The following is a 22,213-nucleotide window of genomic DNA, read 5'->3' as shown; positions in this document are numbered from 1 at the left end:
CATAGTTTTGAGCTCACAACAAAACAGTCAGCCGCCGGCGGCAGGAAAGGAGTTTTTATGTCAGACTACCAACAGCTTCTGAATGACCTGGACGCCCTGGGGGTATGCAAAGGGGACGCGGTGCTGGTGCACTCCTCCATGAAAGCCCTGGGCACTACCCTTACCCCTGAGCAGGTTATTGACGCCTTGCAGCAGGCCTTGGGGCCTGAGGGCACCCTGCTTATGCCGGCGCTGACCTATGAGAATGTCACCCGGGACCACCCGGTGTTTGACCGGGAGGAGACCCCGCCCTGTGTGGGGCTGCTCCCCCGGACCTTCTGGAAGCTGCCGGGGGTGGAGCGCAGCCTGCACCCCACCCATTCGGTGTGCGCCCGGGGGCGGCTGGCCCACCGGCTCACTGTGGGCCACGCCATGGACGACACGGCGGTAGGCCCCCACTCGCCCTTTATGCAGCTGGCAGTGGTGGGGGGCAGGCTGCTGTTTGTGGGGGACATTCTGGAAAGCTGCACTTTCATGCACGGAGTAGAGGACATTGTGCGCCCCCCATGGATTCGCCCCGCGCCGCCTCAGACCTATCTGGTGGAGGGGCAGGAGCGCACCTATCCCGGCAGCGATGAATTCGGCTGGGGACAGGAGTTTCAGCGTGTCGGTGATATTTTGGAGGAGCCGGACATCAAGCGGGGCAAGCTGCTGAAGGCCAACGCCACCCTTATCGACGCCCGGGCCCTGCTGGCCGTGGGATTGATGGAGATGCGGATCAACCCCTATGCCTTTGTAACAGACATCTCCAAGTGGATATAAGAAGTCCGTAAGCAGCCGTTGACAGTTTCCTTCTTCCAACAGATTCATAATGTGGTAAAACGCATTGAGAAAGGCCCCCGGCAAAAGTCGGGAGCCTTTCTGCTATGTCAGGGCGGATGAACGCCCATTTTCTGTAAAGAATCAGGCGGATGGAGCAGACTGACCTAGCTTTTCAAAGGGGTCCCGTCAACCTAATCCAGGCAAAAGCTCTGTCGGCCCACAGCTGCAAAAAACCGCAACCACCAGCCACCACAGCCCCTAAAAAAGCTCAGCATCCAGCAGCCACCTACAAACCGCGACCACAAACCCAGCTGCTAGCACCCCCGCAGCGCTGGCGTGCCAGCGCGCTCCGCGAATTGCCTGCGGGGCGCCCGCTAATGGCAGCCGCGGGCTTGGCAGAGGTAGTAGGCGGTGGGGTCGGTGGGGTCCCAGCTGTGGCCGGGGGCCAGCTTGATGCTGGTGGGCTTTGCCATGGGCCCGCTGGTCTCCCAAGAGGAGATGTCTACCTTGGTGCCCAGGGCGCAGTTGTCATACACCCACTTTGCGTCCCGGCAGGTGAGGCGGATGCACCCCAGAGAGCGGGTGCTGCCCAGCAGATTGTACTCGTTCACCCACATGGTGGTGTTGTTGCGCACGTCGTTGGGCACAGAGTGGAACAGGTACGGCCCGCTGATCTGAGTGCACCACTGGGCCCAGCTGCCGCCGACCATCTCGCACCAGCGGTATTTGGCCGGGGTGTAAAAGGTGCCCGTGGGCGTGGGATTGCCGCAGGAGGTGATCATGGACCGCACCGGAATATTGTACTTGCCGTCGTCACCCTTGGCAAAAATAATCAGGTAGTTGGCAGGCTTGTACACCTTTATGTAATAGGGCCCGCTGACAACCCCCAGCCCGGAGATGTCCTGCTGCATCACGCCATCCTTGTAATACCGCTTCCAGCCGGACTTCATGGCAAAGCCGGTGAGGGTGCGGCCGTTGCTGTCAAACAGATAAACCTTGCCGTCTATAGTCTGTTCGCCCCGAAGACACTTGCCGTCCGGGCCCACATAGTAGCGGCCGTCTCCGTCCTTGATCCAGCCCACCTTGGGCTTGGAGGTGTCCATGACATAGTCTGTCCACAGCTCTGTGCCGTTGTCCAGACGCTTGTACTCATGGGTGGTAGAGGCCTCGGCAATCTGGCTGTAGGCCCAGTGGCTGGGGAATACGTCATAGAAGTTCTTTACCCCAGGCCGGGTCTTAGTGCCTGCGTCCGGGATGCGGTCCAGAATCTTGTTGAGAATGGTCACTGCCTCGGCCCGGGTCAGGCTCCGGTTGGGGTTGAATTTGCCCTGGCTGTCCCCGGCCACCCAGCCCCGCTGATAGGCGGAGATAATGTAGGGCCGGGCCCAGTTGGCGTCGCTCAGGTCCGGGAAGGGGCAGCTGCCCTGGACCAGCTCGTCGCAGGCACAGGCAATGGTGATGAATTCCGCCCGGGAGATGGGCCGGTCAGGCCGGAATTTGCCATCCTGATAGCCGTCGATCAGCCCCAGACTGTGCACCTTGCGCACAGCGGACGCATACCAGGCCGTGGGGCTCACGTCGGAGAAGCCGGTATCCGTCTCGTCGCAGCTCTTGTTCTTCAGCAGGCTGTAGAACATGGCGGCTGCCTCGGCCCGGCTCATGGCCTGGTTGGGCTTGAACAGCCCCTGGCCCACACCGCTGACATAGGCGCGGTGGGATTCCAGATCGAACAGCCCGGCAATGCGCTTGGCCCATTGGGCGGTGAATACCCGGTCCTCCTCAATGATCAGGTCCTTCAGGTCCACGGGCTGGGCCTGCTCATCCAGCCAGCCCACCAAAGTCAGCTCCTCTCCCTCGCCGGTGGGGATCTCCGTCTGGATCAGCACCTGGCCGCTGAGCATGTTGAGCTCTTTCTGGTCCCCCTCGTGCAAAACAAAAACCACCTTCACCGGCCTGGGGGTGGGTTCCGGCGTAGGGGTCGGCTCCGGGGTCTCTTCCGGCTGGGGGGACCCCTCCGGCGCAGGCGTGGCATCCGGGTCGGGGGTTATGTCCGGGTCAGGACTGGCCTCCCCGGGCTCGTCCGGCGCCGGAGACTCCTCCGGCGCGTCAGGGTCAGAGGCGTCCGGGCTAGGGTCCGGGTTTGGGCTGGGCTCCTGGGGGCCGGGCTCTACAGGAGCCGCAGTGGGCGTGAGCTCGTCAGCGCTGGAGGCAGGCAGCCCCAGGCAGCCGATGGTCAGCAGGCAGCACAGGCAAAGAGAAAGGTACTGCCGGAAACGGAAAGCGGGTCTTTTCATGGTATCCATGCTCCTTCCATATTGTAAGCGGGTCCGGGTTTTGGGGCAGCTTTTTGCGCCGTCAGGCCTGTCCCGCTTTTTTACATGGGTATTATACTATATATTGGGAGAAAAGGGAAGATAGATGTACAGATTTTCTCTCGCCAAAATCCCACCCGCCCCGCCCAAAGAGGAGAAAAGCCGGGGAAAGAAAATAAAATCTCCCATTCCTTGCAAGGGTGTGGTATAATGTGTTCTGCCGAACACAAGGAGAAGCCCAGAAGCGCGAAGCGCTTCTCTTTTGCTGCGCATGACTTGGCGATGCCAAGTCACAGCACCGGACTTCTCCGAACAGATTTATGTATCATGTGTTCTGCCGAACACAAGGAGATTTCTGACGAGTACACAGGAAAGCCCGAGCGGTTTTATAGGGAACAGGGCAGAGCCCTGCGCTGTGGCAGGCAGCGGCAGATCCCCTCTCCCCATGGACGGGTTTTCAAGCGCTGATTTTAAGTTTTACCCCACGAAAGCCCCTGTTGGGGCTTGACAGGAGAACGGATGTTTTGGTATGATAGAGAGACTGGAAGGAGAGATCTATAATGTCCAGACGAAAGCCCCAGGAGCAGCCTAAAGAGGGGGAAGAGGCCCAGAGCTTTGAGCTGGTGCGCAGCGCTTTGGGCTGTCTGCTGCCCCCGGACCAGGCCGGCAGGGTTCTGGCCCAGCTAAGGCGGCATTTGGGCAGCTTTGCCACCCTGGTGCGCACCCCCGAGGCCGGCCTTGCCGCCCTGCCGGAGGTGGACCCGGGAACCGCCCGCTTTTTGCACCTGACCCTGGAGCTGGCAAAGGCCTCTCTGCGGGCCGGGCCCAGCTACCGGCAGGACGCGCTGCTCTATTCTGACCTGGTAGAGCTGCTGCGCTCTGAGCTGTTCGGCAGAAGAACCGAGGCTGTGGCCGTGGTGCTGCTGGACGGCGGCGGGCGCAGGCTTTACAGCGGGGTGGTGATTTCCGGCGAGATCAGCGCAGTGCGCATCCATATCCGCAGCCTGGTAGAGCGGTGCGTCAACCACAATGCAGCCTATGCTGTGCTGGGCCACAACCACCCCACCGGCGTGGCGGTGCCCTCGGTGGAGGACATTGTGGTTACCGCGCAGGTCGCCCTGGCTCTGATCAATGTGGACGTGACCCTGCGGGACCACATCATTCTCACAGATGACAGCGAGTTCTCCTTTGCCAACAGCGGGCTGCTGGCAGAGGTTGACCGTCTTGCGGCCCGGTGCCGGGAGGATGGCCTGAGCAGGGCCCGGGAGCTGGCTCTGCGGTTCAGCCGGGGAGAGCCTCTGGGCTGGGACCGGGAGGACAGGGACGAGACAGACCATGAGAGCCGCTTTTGACAGCGGCCCGGCAAACAGGCCCGCTGCGGAACATGGCCGTACATTCACACCCAGGAGGATAACCCTATGGATTTCAAGCTAGCGTCAAAGTTTCAGCCTACCGGCGACCAGCCCGAGGCCATTGACCGGCTGGTAAAAGGCATTTCCGGCGGCATGAGGGAGCAGACCCTGCTGGGCGTTACCGGCTCGGGCAAAACCTTCACCATGGCCAATGTGATTGCCCGGCTCAACCGGCCCACCCTTATTCTGGCCCACAATAAGACCCTGGCCGCCCAGCTGTGCAGCGAGTTCCGGGAGTTCTTCCCCGAAAACGCGGTGGAGTATTTTGTCAGCTACTACGACTACTACCAGCCCGAGGCCTACATTGTCCAGACCGACACCTATATTGAAAAGGACTCGGCTATCAACGACGAGATTGACAAGCTGCGCCACAGCGCCACCTGCGCCCTGTCCGAGCGGCGGGACGTGATCATTGTGGCGTCGGTGTCCTGCATCTACAGCCTGGGCGACCCCATCGACTATCGGACCATGGTGATCTCCCTGCGCCCGGGCATGGAGAAGAACCGGGACGACCTGCTGCGCAAGCTGGTAGAGCTGCAATACGAGCGCAATGATGTGAACTTTGTCCGCAACAAGTTCCGGGTGCGGGGGGATGTGGTGGAGATCTTCCCGGCCGAGTCCAGCGAAAAGGCGGTGCGGGTGGAGTTCTTTGGCGACGAGATCGAGCGCATCCGGGAGTTCATCCCCCTGACCGGCGAGGTGACCGGAGACCTGAAGCACATTGGCATCTACCCGGCCTCCCATTATATTGTCCCCGGCGACAAGATGAAGACCGCCATTGCCAGCCTGTATGATGAAATGGAGAAGCAGGCGGCCAGCTTCAAGGAGCAGGGCAAGCTCATCGAGGCCCAGCGCATCACCGAGCGCACCCGCCACGACATGGAGATGCTGGCGGAGATCGGCTTCTGCAAGGGCATTGAGAACTACTCCCGGGTGCTCTCCGGCCGGGAGCCGGGCAGCGCGCCCTTTACCCTGCTGGACTACTTCCCTGAGGACTACCTGCTGTTTGTGGACGAGTCCCATGTGACCCTGCCCCAGGTGCGGGGCATGTTCGGGGGGGACCACGCCCGCAAGCAGATGCTGGTGGACTACGGCTTCCGCCTGCCCTCAGCCTACGACAACCGGCCCCTGAACTTTGACGAGTTCTACAGCCACATCAACCAGGCCATTTTTGTCAGCGCCACCCCCGGAGACCTGGAGCTGGACAAGTCTACCCAAGTGGTGGAGCAGGTCATTCGCCCCACAGGCCTGCTGGACCCCAAGGTCACGGTAAAGCCCACCGACGGGCAGATTGACGACCTGATTTCTGAAATCAACCTGCGGGTGGAGAGGCAGGAGCGGGTGCTGGTGACCACCCTCACCAAAAAAATGGCGGAGGACCTCACCGGCTACCTGGAAAATTACGGCATCAAGGTGCGGTATATGCACCACGACATTGACACGGTAGAGCGTATGGAGATTATCCGGGACCTGCGCCTGGGAGAGTTTGACGTGCTGGTGGGCATCAACCTGCTGCGGGAGGGCCTGGACCTGCCCGAGGTGACCCTGGTGGCCATTCTGGACGCGGACAAGGAGGGCTTCCTCCGCAGCGGCCGCAGCCTGATTCAGACCATCGGCCGGGCCGCCCGAAACGCCCAGGGCCAGGTAATTATGTACGCCGACCAGGTCACCGAGTCCATGGAGTACGCCATCACCGAGACCGAGCGCCGCCGGGCCATTCAGGAGAAGTACAACCTGGACCACGGCATCACCCCCAAGACCATCAAAAAGGACGTGGCGGAGATTCTGGAGATATCCTCTCACAAGGAGGACGGGAAGAAGAAAAAGAAGCGGTACACCCCCGCCGAGCGGGCCCAGCTAATCGAGAAGTACAAAAAGGAGATGAAGGCTGCGGCCAAGCTGCTGGAATTCGAGCACGCGGCCTATCTGCGGGACAAAATCAAGGAGCTGGAGGGCCAGGGCGGCGGCTACGCGCCAGTGCCCCGGCGCCGCAAGGGCTGAACGGAGGGAGAAAACCATGTGGAGCATTGACCCGGAGCTGCGGGCCTATATAGAAGAGAATATCCTGCCTCTTTACGAGGCCCACGACGCGGCCCACGGCCCTGCGCATGTGCAGACGGTTTTAGAGAACAGTCTTGCCCTGCTGGACGGCCTGGACGTGGACCCTAATATGGTCTACACCGTGGCCGCGTATCATGACGTGGGCATCCGGGCCGGCCGGGAGAGGCACGAGGCTGTCTCCGGCCAATGGCTGTGGGAGGACAAGGAGCTGGAACGCTGGTTTACTCCTGAGCAGCGGCAGACTATGCGGGAGGCTGTGGAGGACCACAGGGCCTCCCGGCAGGAGCCGCCCCGAAACCTCTACGGGCGCATTGTCAGCGAGGCGGACCGGGACCTGGACCCGGAGCGGGTGGTACGCCGGATGATAGAATACAGCAAGGCCCACTGGCCTCAGTGGAGCGATGAGGAGCACATCCAGCGGACCATTGCCCATGTAAAGGATAAATACAGCGAGAGCGGCTACCTGCACCTGTGGCTGCCCTGCCCCCGGAACGAGGCCGGACTGGCCACCCTGCGGCAGTGGCTGCGTACCGGAGAGCTGACAGAGCGGTGCAAAAGGTATCTGTAACCTGAAGGAGGTCCCCCATGACAAAGGAACAGGCGCAAAGCATCCTGTACCGGCAGCTGGCAAAGGAATTTGGCTGTACCCCGGAGGCCTTCACCCGGCCAGGGCTGACCGTCACTACAGCCGCCCTGCGCCCGGGCGCAAGAGCCACCATCCGGAAGGACCCCATGCTGCTGATGGCCGGTACAGGGAACAGTGTGGCAGTCTCTGTGCATGACAGCCTGCGGGAGCTGGTGGAGGAGCTGGCCGCAAAGGTGGACGGCCTGCACCGGCTGTTTGAGTTCCCGGCATTGCGGGCTCTGGACAAGAAGCTGCGGGAATATGGCCGGGAGCTGTGGGGCGCCGAGCACTTTTTCCTCCCCGGCGGGCCTTTGAGGGACATCCCCCTGCCGGAAGGGCTCCGATACCGGTGGTTCAACGAAAAGAGCGTGGGAGAATTTTATCCCAATGAACGTTTTCCCATGGCGCTAGGTTCACAGTACAGCCCCGACCGGCCGGATGTCATTGCCTTGGCCGCGCTGGACGGCGGGACGATTGCCGGGGTGGCCGGAGCCTCAGCTGACACAGAAATCATGTGGCAGGTGGGCATTGACGTTGTAGAGGAATATAGGGGCAAGGGGCTGGGCACGGCCCTGGTCAGCGCCCTCAGCCGGGAAATAGAAAACCAGGGAAAGCTGCCCTTCTATGGCACGGCGGCAGGAAATCTGGCCTCCCAAAGAATCGCCGTGGGGTGCGGGTTCGTGCCGGCCTGGATAGAAACTGACGCCTGAGCCGGATGAAGGAGGAAAGAATATGGATAAGCAAAAGGTTTGGAGCACGGGCCTTGCACAGCTGGCAATAGACTTTAACATCAGTCCTGAACGCGTCCAAGAGGGAGGCGTGATTTTAACACCCCCTGCCCTGAACCCAGGGCGGCGGGCCTACTCGGACAAAATGCCTTTTTTTGAGATGGCCACCGTGGGCGCGGCAACCGTCATCATGGCGGACAGGAGCCTTTGGCCCGCTTTACAGGAGTGGTCAAAGGACGCAGACGAACCCCATTGGCTTTTTGAGTTCCCCCGGATGCAGAAGCTGGCGGAGATACTCTCACCCTATGGCTTCGCCCTGACCCAGACCATCCACCACTATCTCCCCACCCGGGACTTCCGTCCAGCCCAGGCTCCGGCAGGACTGACCCTCCAATGGCTGGAACAAAAGGACATTGCCGCCTATTACCCCAACGAGGCCTGGCCCAATGCCCTCCAATCAGAAGAAAACTCCGCCCGTCCCGATATGCTGGCTCTGCTGGCAATGGACGGGGACAGGCCTGCCGCTATGGCCGGGGTCAGCGCCGACAGCCCCACGCTGTGGCAGGTGGGCATTGACGTGCTGCCAGAGTACCAGAGCCGGGGTCTGGGCACCCTGCTGGTGGAGGGTTTGGCCTATGAGGTGGAGCGCCGGGGGGCCGTGCCCTTTTACGGCGCCAGTCTCAGCAACCTCCACTCCCAGAACATTGCCTGGAAGTGCGGCTTTCGCCCGGCGTGGGTGGGGGTGTCGGCGAAGAAAACGGAGGAGAATGGACTATGAGCAAGCCTTTAAGCGAAATGACCCTGGAAGAGCTGTGGGAGCTGTTCCCCATCTTTTTGACCGGGCACCAGGACTGCTGGGCCCAGTGGTACGCAGAGGAAGCGGGTATTCTCCGGGAAATCCTGGGCCCCGGGGTGATTCTGAGCCACGTGGGCAGCACGGCCATAGAGGGCATCTGGGCCAAGCCCATTATTGACATTCTCATTGAGGCGGAGGGCCCGGCGCTGGCGGAGGCCGCGGACACCCTCAAGAAGGCCGGGTACATCTGTATGGCGGACAGCGGGATTCGGGTGGATTTCAACAAGGGTTACACTCCTGAGGGCTTTGCCCAGCGGGTGTTCCACCTGCACCTGCGGCAGATGGGCGACAATGGTGAGCTGTACTTCCGGGACTATCTGAACGCCCACCCGCAGGCCGCGAAAGAGTATGAATCCCTCAAGCTAGGCCTGTGGAAAAAGTATGAGCACGACCGGGATGGGTACGCAAAAGAGAAGACCAACTTTGTCCAAGAGCACACAGCAAAGGCCAAGAAGGCCTATCCGGGCCGTTATGCCCGTCCGGAGGCTCTGGCCCGGGAGACCTTTCCCCCTGGAGAGGCGGAGGGGGTTCTGCATTTTCTCGCCGACCTGCGGGAGGCTGGTATGGACTTTGAACGGGCCGGGGGATACTGGGCGGAGCAGTTTTACTGGGTCGTGGGGTATCAGGGAGAGCCGGTGTGCTTCCTCCTGCTCAACGGTACAGGGGAGGAGGCTCCTATGGCGCCTTTCACAGTGTGGACAGACGACAGCGGTTCCCCCTGGTATGAGGACGGCCCCCTTACCCAGCGGGAGAGGGAGCTCTGCTGGCAGCACGCTGACATCTGCGCCTGCTGCGGCTCCTGCGGCGGAGGCACTAGGAAAATCCTGTTCGGCAAAGAGTTTGAGAACGTGTGCCGGACCCCCATGCGGTTCACCCGCCCGGATGGGGAGGAGCTGGCCCTGCTGGAAAAGCTGGCGGGCCTGCGGAGAGCGGATATAGAGACCTTAAAAAGGAGAACCTAGCCTATGAACATACTGAATATACCTGATATGCTGGATTTGATTCAAAGCCGGACAAGCTACCGGGGCCGCTATGAGCCCGAACCCGTGCCCCGGGAGGACTTGCGGCAAATCATGGAGGCCGGGCTGGCCGCGCCCTCAGGCTGCAACAAACAGACCACCAGTCTCATCGCGGTGGACGACCCGGAGGTTTTGGCCCGGCTTAAGGCAGTGATTGACCCGCCTATTGCCCAAACCGCCCCGGCGGCCATCTGCGTGCTGACCCAGAAAATCCTGGCCTACCGGGACCGGTGCTACCAGGTGCAGGACTATGCGGCGGCGATTGAGAACATGCTGCTGGCCATCCATGCCCTGGGCTACGAGAGCTGCTGGTACGAGGGGCACATCACCGACGATGACCGGATTGACCTGAAAATGGCTCAGGTGCTGGGCGTGCCCGAGGACTACCAGTTGGTGTGCTTTCTGCCTGTGGGCCGGGCCGCTCAGGAACCCAGGCCCTCGCCCTCTAAAAAGCCCTTCTCAGAGCGGGCCTGGTTCAACGGGTTTCAGAAAAACCCAGAGTCAAAGAAACTGCTGCTGACCTCCGCTGGCTTTGAGAATCCTCTGGTGCAGGCCTGCTTCCTGGAGCTGCTGGGCAAGCCCCCGGCAGAGGCCCGGGCGCTGTTCATCCCTACTGCCGCTATAGACGAGGACGCCAAAGCGGTGCTGCCCAAGTGCCGGGGCGACCTGCTGGATGCGGGCATTCTGCCGGAGCACATCACGGATTTTGATCTGGACAGGCCCATGGACCGGGACGAGCTGTCCGCCTATGACACGGTGTACTTCTGCGGCGGCTCCACGGAATATCTGCTGGAACAGGTGAAATCCAGGGGCTTTGACCAGGTGCTGGACATGGCTTTGGAGCAGGGCCTTGTCTATGTAGGGGTCAGCGCAGGGAGCATCATCGCGGCGCAGAACCTGCCCGGCAGCCTGGACTATCTGCCCCGCAAGCTGGCAGTGCACTGTGAAAGCGGCTCGCCCTGCGGAGAACTGCCGGAGGGGACGGTATATTTGACCAATGCCCAGGCAATAAAAATGGTGGGCGCAGAGGCGGAAATCATGGGATAAGGGAGAGGAATATGGAGATCGTTCCAAGAGAAGCAACAGACGCCGGCGTTCTGGCGCTTTTTTCAGAGCATGATGATTTTATGCTGGACTTTTTGGGAGAAGACAGCAGCTTTTACACCCGGTACAGTGAAGCTGAAAACATAGAGGCCGTGTGGGCGGCTTATGAAAACAACATCCTGGCAGGCTGCGTGGCCTATCGCAAAAGGGCGGCGGAAGCCGGCGAGGTCAAGCGGCTTTTTGTCCGGCGGGAGTACCGGGGAAAGGGAATTGCAAAAAAGCTGCTCAACACACTGGAACACTATGCCAAAGAGCAGGGCTGCCGCAGCCTGTATCTGGACACAAGGATCAGCCTTGAGCCGGCCGTATCTCTGTACCGGGCCTTTGGCTTTCAGGTCATTTTTCAGCAGGGCCTGTACATCCAGATGGAAAAGGCACTGTAAGCCATGTCCCTGCTGCCCGGCTCCTGGACAGGGAATGCCCAAATAAAAAAACTAAGTCAAAGGATGAACAATGCCAATGAGCCTAGACAAAATAGAAGTGCACGGCGCCCGTGAGCACAACCTGAAAAACATCGACGTGACCATCCCCCGGGACAAGCTGGTGGTGCTCACAGGCCTTTCCGGGTCGGGCAAGTCCAGCCTGGCCTTTGACACCATCTACGCCGAGGGCCAGCGCAGGTATGTAGAGAGCCTGTCCTCCTACGCCCGCATGTTTCTCGGGCAGATGGAGAAGCCCGACGTGGACAAGATCGACGGCCTATCCCCGGCCATCTCCATTGACCAGAAGACCACCTCTAAAAACCCCCGGTCCACCGTGGGCACTGTCACCGAAATTTACGACTACCTGCGCCTGCTCTACGCCCGCATCGGCGTGCCCCACTGCCCCATCTGCGGCCGGGAGATCAAGCAGCAGACAGTAGACCAGATTGTGGACCAGGTGCTGGCCCTGCCGGAAAAGACGAAAATTCAGGTGCTGGCGCCAGTGGTGCGGGGCCGCAAGGGGGAGCATGTAAAGGAGTTCGACGCCGCCCGGCGGGGGGGCTTTGTCCGGGTGCGGGTAGACGGCCTGCTGTATGACCTGAACGAGCCCATTCAGCTCAACAAAAACCAGAAGCACAATATTGAGATTGTGGTGGACCGGCTGGCAGTGAAGGAGGACATCCGCTCCCGGCTTGCGGACTCCATTGAGGTGGCGGCTTCCCTCACCGGGGGCATTGTCATTGTCAATGTGATTGACGGGGAGGACATCACTTTCTCCCAGAATTACGCCTGCCCTGAGCACGGAGTCAGCGTGGACGAGCTGACCCCCCGGATGTTCTCCTTCAACAACCCCTTTGGGGCCTGCAAAAAGTGCACGGGCCTGGGGGTGTTTATGCGCATCGACCCCCACAACATTATCCCGGACAAAAAGCTCTCCATCCGCAAGGGGGGGCTGAAGGCCAGCGGCTGGGCCATGGAGGGCAGCACCATTGCCACCATGTATATGGAGGGCCTTGCCAAGCACTATGGCTTTTCTCTGGACACCCCCATTGGCGAGCTGCCCCAGGGCATTGTGGACATTCTCCTTTATGGCACCAAGGGGGAGAAAATCAAGCTCACCCGCATGGGGGAGTACGGCCACGGCAGCAGCTATATGGCGGCCTTCGAGGGGGTCATTACCAATCTGGAACGCCGGTATAAGGAGACCTCCTCAAACTGGATCAAGGCGGAGATTGAGACCTATATGAGCGCGGTGCCCTGCGACGAGTGCCACGGCAAGCGGCTCTCTCCCGAGAGCCTGGCCGTCACCGTGGCCGGGGTGAACATTGCCGACCTGTGCGACAAATCTGTCACCGAGGCGTTGGAATTTGTAAACGCCTTAGAGCTTACTGAGCGGGAGAAGCTCATTGCCGCGCCCATTGTGAAGGAGATCAAGTCCCGGCTGGGCTTTTTGCAGAGCGTGGGCCTGGAATACCTGACCCTGTCCCGGGCCTCGGGCACCCTCTCCGGAGGCGAGAGCCAGCGCATTCGGCTGGCCACCCAGATCGGCTCCTCTCTGATGGGCGTGCTGTATATTCTGGACGAGCCCTCTATTGGCCTGCACCAGCGGGACAACAGCAAGCTGCTGGGCACCTTAAAGCACCTGCGTGACCTGGGCAACACGGTCATTGTGGTAGAGCACGACGAGGAGACCATGCGGGAGGCGGACTACATTGTGGACATCGGCCCCGGAGCGGGGGTGCACGGGGGCAATGTGATTTATTCCGGGCCGGTGAAGGGCATTATGAAGTGCAAGGGCTCTGTCACCGGAGACTACCTCAGCGGCCGCAAAAGGGTAGAGGTGCCGGAAAAGCGCCGGCAGGGCAACGGGAACTTTCTGGAAATCAAGGGGGCCTCTCAGAACAACCTGAGGGGGCTGGACGTAAAAATCCCTCTGGGAGAGCTGGTGTGCATCACCGGAGTGTCCGGGTCGGGCAAGTCTTCCCTCATCAATGAAATCCTCTACAAAAAGCTGGCGGCAGAGCTGAACCGGGCCCACACCTTCCCCGGTGCCCACAAGGAGATTCTTGGCCTGGAATATCTGGACAAGGTCATTCAGATCGACCAGTCCCCCATTGGCCGCACCCCCCGGTCCAACCCGGCCACCTATACTGGGCTGTTCAACGACATCCGGGAGCTGTTCGCCAGCACTCAGGAGGCCAAGCTCCGGGGCTTCAACGCCGGACGCTTCAGCTTCAATGTTAAGGGGGGCCGCTGCGAGGCCTGCCAGGGAGACGGCATTATCCGCATTGAGATGCACTTCCTCCCGGACGTGTATGTGCCCTGCGAGGTGTGCAAGGGCCACCGCTACAACCGGGAGACCTTGGAGGTCAAGTATAAGGGCAAAAGCATTTATGATGTGCTGGAGATGACCGCCGAGGAGGGGCTGGACTTTTTCCGGGATCTGCCCAAGCTGGCCCGGAAGCTGCAAACCCTTAACGACGTGGGCCTGGGCTATGTGAAAATCGGCCAGCCTGCCACCACGCTCTCCGGGGGCGAGGCCCAGCGGGTGAAGCTGGCCACCGAGCTCTCCCGCCGCCCTACAGGGAAGACGGTTTATATTCTGGACGAGCCCACCACAGGCCTGCACATCGCGGATGTGCACAAGCTCATTGAGGTGCTGCAGCAGCTGGTGGACAAGGGGAACTCGGTGATTGTCATTGAGCACAACCTGGACCTGATTAAGACAGCAGACCACATTATCGACCTGGGCCCTGAGGGGGGCAACCGGGGGGGCCTGATTGTGGCTCAGGGCACGCCGGAGGAGGTGGCCCGGGTAGAGGGCAGCTATACCGGGCAGTACCTGAAGCCCCTGGTGCTTTAACCGGCAACGGACATTTTCCGGCCTGTTTTGCCCCAAAGCCCCCATGTTAATTTGCGTTGCTTGCGGCAACGGGCCGTTTTTGATAGGATAGTGGTAACATCTGAAGGAAAAGAGGTTATCCCTAATGCTCAACGAAAATGTGAAAGCTCTTAGAAAATCAAAGGGTCTTTCCCAGGAGGAGCTGGCCGTGAAGCTGAATGTGGTGCGTCAGACCATCTCCAAATGGGAGCAGGGGCTGTCCGTTCCCGACGCGGATATGCTGATCGCTCTGTCAGAGGCCCTGGAAACGCCCACCAGCGTTCTGCTTGGAGAGACTGTTGCCGAGGCTAGGGCAGATGACCTGAGGGCCATTGCCGAAAAGCTGGAGGTAATCAACCTGCAGCTTGCCAAAAGGAGAGTCCTGTGGAGAAGGCTGCTCCATTGGCTGTTTCTCTCATTATGCGCAGCCATTGTGCTGATTTTCGCGGTCCTGGTTATAGTGGGCAGCCCCTACCAGGGCTGGGATTATCACTCCCCCGAAACCGCGGTGGCCGGCGTGGCCTTGCACACGGTTGAATGGCTGTTTGTCCGGGCGGCGCCGGTTGTCTTGGTCGGCGCGGCGACCGGCGCTTTCCTGACGCGAAAGAGAGCATAGCTTTTGCCAAAAGGCTCATGGGCTTTAAGACCCATGAGCCTTTTCTTTGATCCCTGTCACAGCCCGGTCCAGCCCTGCCAGGTCCTGACAGAGCTCGATCTCCTGCAGCCCTGCCGCCTGGAACAGCTCCCGCACCGCATTGCTCTGGGTGTCGCCAATCTCCACCCCCAGTACCCCGCCCGGCCTGAGCAGGGGGAGCCACTTTTCCAGAATCGCCCGGTAGAAGACCAGCCCGTCCCGGCCCCCGTTCAAAGCCAGCTCCGGCTCCCGGCGCACCTCCGGCTGCAGGTCCGGCAGCTCGTCCTCTGCAATATAGGGGGGGTTTGAGGCAATAAAGTCCAGCTCTCCGGCCAAGTCCGCCGGGCCCGCCAGCACGTTGCCGGCCACTGCCGCTGCCTGGTACTGGGGGTATCTCTCCACATTGGCCCGCAGATAGGCCATAGCCTTTTGGTCCACCTCCACACAGGCTGCCTGGACCCCTGGCAGCAGAGAACACAGCCCCAGCCCCACCGCGCCTGTACCGGCGCACAAATCCAGGCCCCGGGGGGCGGGCAGGCCCTGCAGCCGCCGGGCCACAGCCTCCACCAGTACGACAGTGTCCTCCCGGGGGACCAGCACCCCCTCGCCCACCTTCAGCGTCAGGCCCAGAAAGGGCCACTCCCCTAAAATATACTGCAAAGGGCGGCGGGCCTCCCGCTCTGCCAAAGCCCGCAGAAATGCCCCCTCCTCCTGAGGGGGCGCGTCCTTTTCCCCCTGAATCGCCAACGCCGGGCGGTCCAGTCCCAGAAAACGTTCTGCCAGTAGAGCCGCGTCATAGCCGGGAGAGTCTATCCCCGCCGCTGTCAGCCGCTGCCGGGCCAGTATGTACAATGCCCGATAGGTCATTGAATCAGGTCCTCTCCGTTTTCGGGTATCACCGCCTCCATGGCCGCAATCGCCGCCTCGATCATCTTGTCGTCCGGCTCCTTCACGGTGATGCGCTGCATCCAAAGGCCCGGGGCACGGATGATTCGGGAGGCCAGATTGTCATGGCGGGCGCAGAGCTTTTGCACCTCGTAGCCAATGTTGACAATAACCGGGATGCACAGCAGCTTCACCACTGTGCGCAGCACTGGATTGGAGAAGGGGATGAAGAAGCCCACAATAATGCCCAGCAGAAGCATCAGCGCCATAAAGCTTGTGCCGCACCGGGGGTGGAAGCGGCCCTTGGCCCGCACATTCTCCACAGTAAGGGGCAGGTCGTCCTCATAGCAGAAGATGGTCTTGTGCTCAGCCCCGTGGTACTGAAAGACTCGTTTAATGTCCGGCAGCAGGGACACCAGCAGCACATAGCCCAGAAAAATGAGAATGCGCAAAAGCCCCTCAAATACCGACCGCCAGCCGGAGATGTCCACCGCCAAAGCCCCCTGCGCCAGGTTGAACAGAAAGGTGGGCAGCATAAAGAACAGCACAATGGCCAGACCCATGCCCAGCACCGAGCCAATGGTCATGATGATGCCGGTCATTTTGTCCCCCAGATGGTCCTCCAGCCACTTGTCCAGGCCGGTGAGCTCCTCCTCTTCGCCATCGGTCAGCTTGTCCGCTGACAGAGACAGGGCCTTGTAGCCCAGGCGAAGGGTGTCGATCATGGCGAAAACGCCCCGGATGAAGGGCTTGCCCAGAATCGGGTACTTTTTGGTGAGCCTGTCCACCTCAATGTCCTCTGTGGTGATAGAGCCCTCTGGGCTGCAAAAGGCCGCAGTGGTGCGCCCCGGGCCCACCATCATAATGCCCTCCATCAATGCCTGGCCCCCAATGGTCGTGATTTTTTTTGCCATACTCTGCTCCTTTGCTTTTTGTATCGTTAACGCGGCTAGACACAGGCGGTCCCGCGTTTGAAGCGCTTTGCCCTCAAGGGGCAACCCCCGGCCTGCGCCCTATTGCGACTAGACGCGCCCCCTATTTGCACAAGGGGAAGAAAATGACCACCTTTGTGCCCTCTCCCTCCTTGCTTTCCAGCTCCAAGCCGCCGTTGTGCATGGCGATGATCTCGTCTGCCATAGCCAGCCCAATGCCAGAGCCCCGCACCAGCTGATTGGCCTTATAGAACTTCTTTTTTACATTGGGCAGGTGCTCCGCAGGAATGCCGCAGCCGGTGTCCTCCACCATCACCCGCACCCGTTCCGCCTCAACCTGGCTGGAGACCGTTACCGAGCCCCCTGCCTCTGTATACTTCAGGGCATTGTCCAGAATATTCACAAACACCTGCCGCAGCCGGTTCCGGTCCCCGTACACAGGGGCAAGGCATTCGTTCTCCTGGTAGATCAGAGCCTTGCCCTCGGTGCGGGCCCGCTCGGTGAACAGGTAAACCGCCTCGTCCAGCTCAGCCAGCAGGTCCAGCCGCTCCGACACCAGCTGCATCCGGCCGTTCTGCAGCCGGGAGAAGTCCAGCAGTTCCTCCACCAGGCCAGAGAGCCGCTCCGACTCCCGGATGATCACGTTCATTCCCTTTTCCTCCGTGGCCTTATCAGCCCCGTCCCGCAGGGTCTCGGCCCAGCCCTTGATGGCGGTCAGGGGCGTGCGCAGCTCGTGGGAGACAGAGGAAATAAACTCGTTCTTCATGCGCTCGGCAGCGCCCAGCTCCTCGGCCATGTCGTTGACCGTGTCGCACAGCTGACCGATCTCGTCGTTATGGGCCTTTTGAATGCGCACCTCAAAGTCCCCCTGGGCAATCTGCCGGGCGCTCTGGCTCACCTGGCGCACAGGCACCAGAATGGAGCGGATGAAGTACACGCCCGAAAAGGTCAGCAGCATCATAATAAAGATTCCCGCCAGAATGAGGATCTCAATCACCAGCCGGGTCTGCTGGTCCGCCCGCTCCATAGACACCATGTAGCGGATGGAGCCAATCAGCCGGCCGTCCTCATCCCGCACCGCCCGGGTAATGGCCATGACCTTTTCGCCGGTGTTCAGCTCTCCCACCCATTTGCCCGAGCTGTCGGGGCTCTCCAAGGCCAGCTGATAGTCCGGCATGTCCTGCTGGCGGTCGGGCTCAAAGCCGGTGGAGGTGATGACCACCCGCCCGTCCTTGGAGATGGCCATAATCTCCATTTTAGCCCGATCCTGAAAGTAATTCTCAATATAGTCCCGGGTGATGGCGGCAAACTCCGAGGTCTGGTAGCCCCGTGAGCTGCCGGAGAGCCAGTTGAGCAGCTCGTCCATGCGGCCGGTAAGGGCCAGCTCAATGCCGTTGTAGGTGGAGCTTTTGACCATGACGGACAGGGTGGAGACAAAAACCACCAGAATCACGAATACGGCGCCAATGGTGTTGACAAACCAGCGGCGGGAGATACTGCGGGCAAACATGACGGACCTCCTTTCAGCATTTAGTGGGGAGAGCTGGGGAACAGTCATTGACGCGGGACAGAAGCCCACTCACCGCACAGGGCGGCGAACGCCATGACAGGGGAGCGCCTTTGGCAGTTGTTGACAGAAAGGCTTTTTTACCCCCGAAACGGCTTTCTATGCTTTCCACCGGTAGCCCAAGCCCCACACCGTCATAATGTGCTGGGGGTTCGAGGGCTCGTCCTCCACCTTCATGCGCAGCCGGCGGATATTCACGTCCACAATCTTCTCCTCCCCCACATAGCTGGGGCCCCACACATGCCGCAGAATGTCCCCCCGGGCCAGGGCCAGACCCGGGTTGTCCAGAAAATACTCCATAATCTGAAACTCCACCTGGGTCAGCTCAATGGTCCGGCCCCCCTTGCTGAAGGACCGGTCCCGCAGATTCAGACTGAAATCGCCGGAGCGCACCTCATCCCGGCGGACCGCCTGGTCCTGCTCTGCTGCCAGAGCCACCCGCCGGTAGACCGCGTCCACCCGGGCCACCAGCTCAGAGGGGGAGAAGGGCTTGGTCACATAGTCGTCCGCGCCCATCATCAGGCCGCTGACCTTGTCCATCTCCTGGGTTTTTGCCGTAAGCAGAATAATGCCGATAGAGGGGTTGCGCCCCCGCAGCTCTCGGCACACGGCCAGGCCGTCGTGGGCCCCGGGCATCATAATGTCCAGAATCACCACGTCAAACTGCCCGCCGCCCCGGTCGTAGACCTCCAGCGCCTGATCGCCGGTTTCAGCCTCAATGATTTCATACCCGGCCCGCTGCAGGTTGATAACCACAAACTCCCGAATATTCTGTTCGTCCTCTGCAACCAGTACCCGTTTCATGGTGCCCCTCCTCATTCATCGGTTGACTGTCAAACATACTGACAACAAAAGCAAATACAATCGGTCGGTCCCCATGTGGGAATTGGGGACCGGGCATCAAGAACCTGTGCCAATCGGATATTGCGCCCATCGTATCAGCAAATATTGCCCGGTCATTCTGGCGCAAATCCTGCCGGCACAAGCTCCAAGGCAGCCCGCAAAAGCGTCCGTTGACCGTTATCACTCGGTCAAAAGCTGAAAGCTCTCCACAATCTCCTCAATACACTTGCGGTCCTGCTCATTCTTGGTGGTGATCTGTATGCCGTACACCACGTCCCCCTGAGAGGCCAGCATGGTGTAGCCGCTGAACTCCCCCCGGCTCTCCCAGGCGGCCCGGGTAAAGGCCCGGACAGAGAACAGCTTGCCTCCCAGCAGCTGGCTTCCGTCCTCGTTGGTGATGACCTCGGTGTAGGTGACTGTGCGCCGCTCCACATCATTGGCCGCGCTGATGCGGCCCAGCAGGGGGTATGGCAGCCGGAACCAGTAGTTCTCCCGGGGGTTCATCAGGGCCCGCAGCACCAGGCGGCTCTCTCCCTGCTGGGTCAGGGCGTGCCACTCCACCATATAGCTGGTAGAGTCCAGCTCCACGTCCTCAGAGATGCCGGGCAGGCGGGTGACGGCAGGCAGCTCAATATAGCCGTCCCCGTTGATGTCCCTGGTGTAGAACTGGGTGGTGGAGGGCCGGGCGTAGGGGCTTTCCTCCGCCTCGCCGTTCACCCCCCGGGGGCGGTTTTCCAGCCGTTCCCCGTCAAACAGAAACACCTGGGTGGTCATGCCGCCGTCCGCCGTGGCGCCGTCTACCACCACACCCATGGTATGGGCGTTCAGCGCGCCAAACACCACCGAGGAGTAGTTGGAGACCGTATTGTCCGCCTCGGCGGCAGCAGCCTCAAGGGGAGCGCCCTCCTCAAAGGTAAACAGCCTTGCCCGGGCGCTGATCGGCTCCGCGCCCTCCTCCTCGGGGGGGAGGGACTTGTCAATAATAAACAGCTCGTTAGCGCCGTCGCCGTTGAAATCGGTAAGAGTCAGCTCGCCGTAGTTGCCCAGGGAGTGCTCGTACACATAGCCGCTGCCGTCATAGAGATAGGCGTTGACCAGAGCCGTGCGGCTGGTGGCCCCAGCCGTGCTGCCCCAGCCGATGAACACCGCCTCGCCGCCCCCGGGCAGGGCCCCAAAGCAGACCCGGTCTACCTGGGTGGCAATGTTGCGGTAGGAGGAAACCCTCGACCACTCCTCCCCGGACTTCATGAGGAAGATGACCTCTACCCCGCCGTCCTCCAGAGAGTGAAAGCCAATGGCGTCCTCCACGCCGTCGCCGGTAAAGTCCCGCATGATAATCGCGGAGCGGTACTCGCCGCTGCGGGGGTAGATAAAGGTGACGTCGGTTTTCCCGCCCTGCATCAGCTGATAAATGGCCTGCTGGTCGGCGTTGGTTTTTGGGGGGGACATGAGATTCTGCGCCGACAGCCCGGTGAAGGAGCAGCCGGGCAGCTCTACCAGGGCCATCATGAGGGCGAACAGAACAGCCAGGCGTTTCACCTAACCACCTCCTGAAGACAATATGGTTTTATGCTGGCAACAGGAGGGGCGTTCTCCTGATTTTGCGAAGCAACAGTGATATCTGATGGTGTTTTGATTTAACTTTTCCTGAAAGGCCCCAAAAAGCCGCCTCTAAATTCACAATACGTCCGCCCTGTTGCTGCGCAAAAGCGTCTAGGCTCCTTTCAGGTCGCTACCGCCAGCATCAGCTTAATGCGGTTCTCCTGGTTCACCTGGGTGGCGCTGGGGTCATAGTCAATGGGCACAATGTTGGCTTGCGGGTAAACATTCTTCACCTTCCGAATCATCCCCTTGCCCACAATGTGGTTGGGCAGGCACCCGAAGGGCTGGGTGCACACCACATTCTCATAGCCGCTCTCTACCAGCTCCATCATCTCCGCGGTCAGCAGCCAGCCCTCTCCCATTTTGCAGCCGTAGCCAATCACGTCCCCGGCCAGCTCCTTCAGGTGGCTGTAAGGGGTGGGGGGCGTAAACTGCGGGTACTTCTTCACCGAGTCGATCAGGTCGGTCTCAAACTTGGTGAAATACCATTTGAGCATGCTGCACAGCTGCTTTTTGGCGGAGCTCCCTCCGTAGAGGGCAATGTCCTCCAAGCGGTTATCCACCTTGAAGATCATGAAGCCCATAATGCCCGGCACCATCACCTCGCAGCCCTGGCGGAAGAGGAAGTCCTCCAGCCCATTGTTGGCCAGGGCCGAGTACTTCACATAGATCTCCCCCACAATGCCTACCTTCAGTTTGTCCGTTTTTTCAATGTTTATGGCCGCGAAGGAGCCGGCAATCTGGTCGAACCAGGCCCGCACCTCCCGCTGGGTAAAGGCCTTGCCCTGCTCAAACAGGCCGGTGAGCTTCTGGGTCCAGTCCTCCACCAGCCGGTCGCTCTCCCCGGGGGTAAGCTCATAGGGCTTGGTCTGGTTTTTCAGCAGCATCAGCAGGTCTCCATAGGCCAGAGCGGCAATGGCCCGGCGCAGCATGGGCAGGGTCATCTGAAAGCCGCTGTTCTTTTCCAGGCCCGACAGGTTCAGAGAGATGACGGGGATATAGTCCAGCCCGTCCTTTTTCAGGGCCTTGCGCAGCAGATGAATGTAGTTGCTGGCCCGGCACCCGCCGCCGGTCTGGGTCATAATCAGGGCCACCTTGTTCAGGTCGTATCTGCCGCTGTGCAGGGCGTGCATCAGCTGGCCGATAGACAGCAGGGCCGGGTAGCAGGTGTCGTTATGTACATATTTCAGGCCCTCGTCCACAATCTCCCGGCCCGTGGTGTGCAGCAGGTCCAGGTGATAGCCAAAGCTGTTGAGCACATTTTTGATGAGCTCAAAGTGAATGGGCGCCATGTTGGGGGTGAGAATGGTGTAATCCTTTTTCATGTCCCGGGTGAACTCCACCCGGCTCTCATTGTCGGCCATAAGCTTTCCTTTCTGATTGGTTTTGTAAAAGGGGGCCTGCGCTTATTCGCCTAGGGCTTGTTTAAAAATAGAGGAAATGCCGGATTTTTGGTCCAAAGGAGGCGATTTCAAGGAGAAAACCGCAAGTAATACTTGCGTATTACGAGGATTTTCGACGCAGAAAGC

18 protein-coding genes are annotated in these 22,213 nt (G+C 60.4%); 11 read left to right on the top strand and 7 right to left on the bottom strand.

What is annotated here, in order from left to right:
• Positions 1-57: 57 nt before the first annotated feature.
• Positions 58-801, top strand: a complete 744-nt coding sequence (locus ACTO5E_RS01470; protein WP_482300936.1) for an AAC(3) family N-acetyltransferase — start codon at positions 58-60, stop codon at positions 799-801.
• 374 nt (positions 802-1,175) lie between these two features.
• On the opposite strand, the gene ACTO5E_RS01465 is transcribed toward ACTO5E_RS01470, so the two are convergent.
• The gene (locus ACTO5E_RS01465) at positions 1,176-3,095 is read right to left on the bottom strand and encodes an S-layer homology domain-containing protein (RefSeq protein ID WP_482300934.1); all 1,920 of its coding nucleotides are present in this window, start codon (positions 3,093-3,095) and stop codon (positions 1,176-1,178) included.
• A 578-nt stretch (positions 3,096-3,673) separates the two neighbouring features.
• Here ACTO5E_RS01465 and ACTO5E_RS01460 point away from each other — a divergent pair.
• The 10 genes from ACTO5E_RS01460 (at position 3,674) to ACTO5E_RS01415 (ending at position 14,837) form a co-directional block, all read left to right on the top strand.
• On the top strand, positions 3,674-4,465 hold the full coding sequence (locus tag ACTO5E_RS01460; RefSeq protein ID WP_482300932.1) for a JAB domain-containing protein: 792 nt from the start codon (positions 3,674-3,676) through the stop codon (positions 4,463-4,465).
• A gap of 66 nt (positions 4,466-4,531) precedes the next feature.
• Positions 4,532-6,526, top strand: a complete 1,995-nt coding sequence (uvrB, locus tag ACTO5E_RS01455) for an excinuclease ABC subunit UvrB (protein ID WP_482300931.1) — start codon at positions 4,532-4,534, stop codon at positions 6,524-6,526.
• Positions 6,527-6,542: 16 nt separating this feature from the next.
• On the top strand, positions 6,543-7,154 hold the full coding sequence (locus tag ACTO5E_RS01450; protein ID WP_482300929.1) for an HD domain-containing protein: 612 nt from the start codon (positions 6,543-6,545) through the stop codon (positions 7,152-7,154).
• A gap of 17 nt (positions 7,155-7,171) precedes the next feature.
• Positions 7,172-7,921, top strand: a complete 750-nt coding sequence (locus tag ACTO5E_RS01445; protein WP_482300928.1) for a GNAT family N-acetyltransferase — start codon at positions 7,172-7,174, stop codon at positions 7,919-7,921.
• A 22-nt stretch (positions 7,922-7,943) separates the two neighbouring features.
• Positions 7,944-8,717, top strand: a complete 774-nt coding sequence (locus tag ACTO5E_RS01440) for a GNAT family N-acetyltransferase (RefSeq protein WP_482300926.1) — start codon at positions 7,944-7,946, stop codon at positions 8,715-8,717.
• Positions 8,714-9,757, top strand: coding sequence for a GrpB family protein (locus ACTO5E_RS01435; RefSeq protein ID WP_482300924.1), 1,044 nt, complete (start codon positions 8,714-8,716; stop codon positions 9,755-9,757). The genes ACTO5E_RS01440 and ACTO5E_RS01435 overlap by 4 nt, the downstream gene beginning before the upstream one ends.
• A 3-nt stretch (positions 9,758-9,760) precedes the next feature.
• Positions 9,761-10,861 (top strand): nitroreductase family protein, encoded by a 1,101-nt coding sequence (locus ACTO5E_RS01430; RefSeq protein WP_482300922.1) that lies wholly within the window; start codon positions 9,761-9,763, stop codon positions 10,859-10,861.
• Positions 10,862-10,872: 11 nt separating this feature from the next.
• Entirely contained in the window at positions 10,873-11,301 is a 429-nt protein-coding gene (locus ACTO5E_RS01425; protein ID WP_482300921.1) for a GNAT family N-acetyltransferase, read from the top strand.
• A gap of 76 nt (positions 11,302-11,377) precedes the next feature.
• Positions 11,378-14,203, top strand: a complete 2,826-nt coding sequence (gene uvrA, locus ACTO5E_RS01420) for an excinuclease ABC subunit UvrA (protein WP_482300919.1) — start codon at positions 11,378-11,380, stop codon at positions 14,201-14,203.
• A gap of 124 nt (positions 14,204-14,327) precedes the next feature.
• Complete coding sequence (locus tag ACTO5E_RS01415; RefSeq protein ID WP_482300917.1) at positions 14,328-14,837, top strand: helix-turn-helix domain-containing protein; 510 nt, start codon at positions 14,328-14,330, stop codon at positions 14,835-14,837.
• A 24-nt stretch (positions 14,838-14,861) separates the two neighbouring features.
• Here ACTO5E_RS01415 and prmC read toward each other — a convergent pair whose 3' ends face one another.
• The 6 genes from prmC to ACTO5E_RS01385 all read right to left on the bottom strand — a co-directional run bounded on the left by prmC (position 14,862) and on the right by ACTO5E_RS01385 (position 22,048).
• Complete coding sequence (gene prmC, locus ACTO5E_RS01410; protein ID WP_482300915.1) at positions 14,862-15,722, bottom strand: peptide chain release factor N(5)-glutamine methyltransferase; 861 nt, start codon at positions 15,720-15,722, stop codon at positions 14,862-14,864.
• Positions 15,719-16,654 (bottom strand): DUF1385 domain-containing protein, encoded by a 936-nt coding sequence (locus tag ACTO5E_RS01405; RefSeq protein WP_482300913.1) that lies wholly within the window; start codon positions 16,652-16,654, stop codon positions 15,719-15,721. Before ACTO5E_RS01405 ends, prmC begins: the two co-directional genes overlap by 4 nt.
• A gap of 121 nt (positions 16,655-16,775) precedes the next feature.
• Positions 16,776-18,182 (bottom strand): ATP-binding protein, encoded by a 1,407-nt coding sequence (locus ACTO5E_RS01400; protein ID WP_482300911.1) that lies wholly within the window; start codon positions 18,180-18,182, stop codon positions 16,776-16,778.
• A 156-nt stretch (positions 18,183-18,338) separates the two neighbouring features.
• Positions 18,339-19,043 carry a response regulator transcription factor gene (locus tag ACTO5E_RS01395; protein ID WP_482300909.1) on the bottom strand — a complete coding sequence of 235 codons (705 nt, stop codon included), beginning with the start codon at positions 19,041-19,043 and terminating at the stop codon, positions 18,339-18,341.
• Between the two features lie 219 nt (positions 19,044-19,262).
• Positions 19,263-20,621, bottom strand: a complete 1,359-nt coding sequence (locus ACTO5E_RS01390; protein ID WP_482300907.1) for a hypothetical protein — start codon at positions 20,619-20,621, stop codon at positions 19,263-19,265.
• Between the two features lie 185 nt (positions 20,622-20,806).
• Positions 20,807-22,048, bottom strand: a complete 1,242-nt coding sequence (locus ACTO5E_RS01385; RefSeq protein ID WP_482300906.1) for a 2-hydroxyglutaryl-CoA dehydratase — start codon at positions 22,046-22,048, stop codon at positions 20,807-20,809.
• Positions 22,049-22,213: the final 165 nt, after the last annotated feature.

Source organism: Acutalibacter sp. (genome assembly GCF_056800975.1).
The sequence above is the reverse complement of the archived record's forward strand: the minus strand, read 5'-3'. Positions and strand labels throughout refer to the sequence as shown.

Coding starts and splice junctions, on each gene's coding strand:
- ACTO5E_RS01470 (WP_482300936.1), top strand. CDS start 58: ATGTCAGACTACCAACAGCTTCTGAATGACCTGGACGCCCTGGGGGTA.
- ACTO5E_RS01465 (WP_482300934.1), bottom strand. CDS start 3,095: ATGAAAAGACCCGCTTTCCGTTTCCGGCAGTACCTTTCTCTTTGCCTG.
- ACTO5E_RS01460 (WP_482300932.1), top strand. CDS start 3,674: ATGTCCAGACGAAAGCCCCAGGAGCAGCCTAAAGAGGGGGAAGAGGCC.
- uvrB (WP_482300931.1), top strand. CDS start 4,532: ATGGATTTCAAGCTAGCGTCAAAGTTTCAGCCTACCGGCGACCAGCCC.
- ACTO5E_RS01450 (WP_482300929.1), top strand. CDS start 6,543: ATGTGGAGCATTGACCCGGAGCTGCGGGCCTATATAGAAGAGAATATC.
- ACTO5E_RS01445 (WP_482300928.1), top strand. CDS start 7,172: ATGACAAAGGAACAGGCGCAAAGCATCCTGTACCGGCAGCTGGCAAAG.
- ACTO5E_RS01440 (WP_482300926.1), top strand. CDS start 7,944: ATGGATAAGCAAAAGGTTTGGAGCACGGGCCTTGCACAGCTGGCAATA.
- ACTO5E_RS01435 (WP_482300924.1), top strand. CDS start 8,714: ATGAGCAAGCCTTTAAGCGAAATGACCCTGGAAGAGCTGTGGGAGCTG.
- ACTO5E_RS01430 (WP_482300922.1), top strand. CDS start 9,761: ATGAACATACTGAATATACCTGATATGCTGGATTTGATTCAAAGCCGG.
- ACTO5E_RS01425 (WP_482300921.1), top strand. CDS start 10,873: ATGGAGATCGTTCCAAGAGAAGCAACAGACGCCGGCGTTCTGGCGCTT.
- uvrA (WP_482300919.1), top strand. CDS start 11,378: ATGAGCCTAGACAAAATAGAAGTGCACGGCGCCCGTGAGCACAACCTG.
- ACTO5E_RS01415 (WP_482300917.1), top strand. CDS start 14,328: ATGCTCAACGAAAATGTGAAAGCTCTTAGAAAATCAAAGGGTCTTTCC.
- prmC (WP_482300915.1), bottom strand. CDS start 15,722: ATGACCTATCGGGCATTGTACATACTGGCCCGGCAGCGGCTGACAGCG.
- ACTO5E_RS01405 (WP_482300913.1), bottom strand. CDS start 16,654: ATGGCAAAAAAAATCACGACCATTGGGGGCCAGGCATTGATGGAGGGC.
- ACTO5E_RS01400 (WP_482300911.1), bottom strand. CDS start 18,182: ATGTTTGCCCGCAGTATCTCCCGCCGCTGGTTTGTCAACACCATTGGC.
- ACTO5E_RS01395 (WP_482300909.1), bottom strand. CDS start 19,043: ATGAAACGGGTACTGGTTGCAGAGGACGAACAGAATATTCGGGAGTTT.
- ACTO5E_RS01385 (WP_482300906.1), bottom strand. CDS start 22,048: ATGGCCGACAATGAGAGCCGGGTGGAGTTCACCCGGGACATGAAAAAG.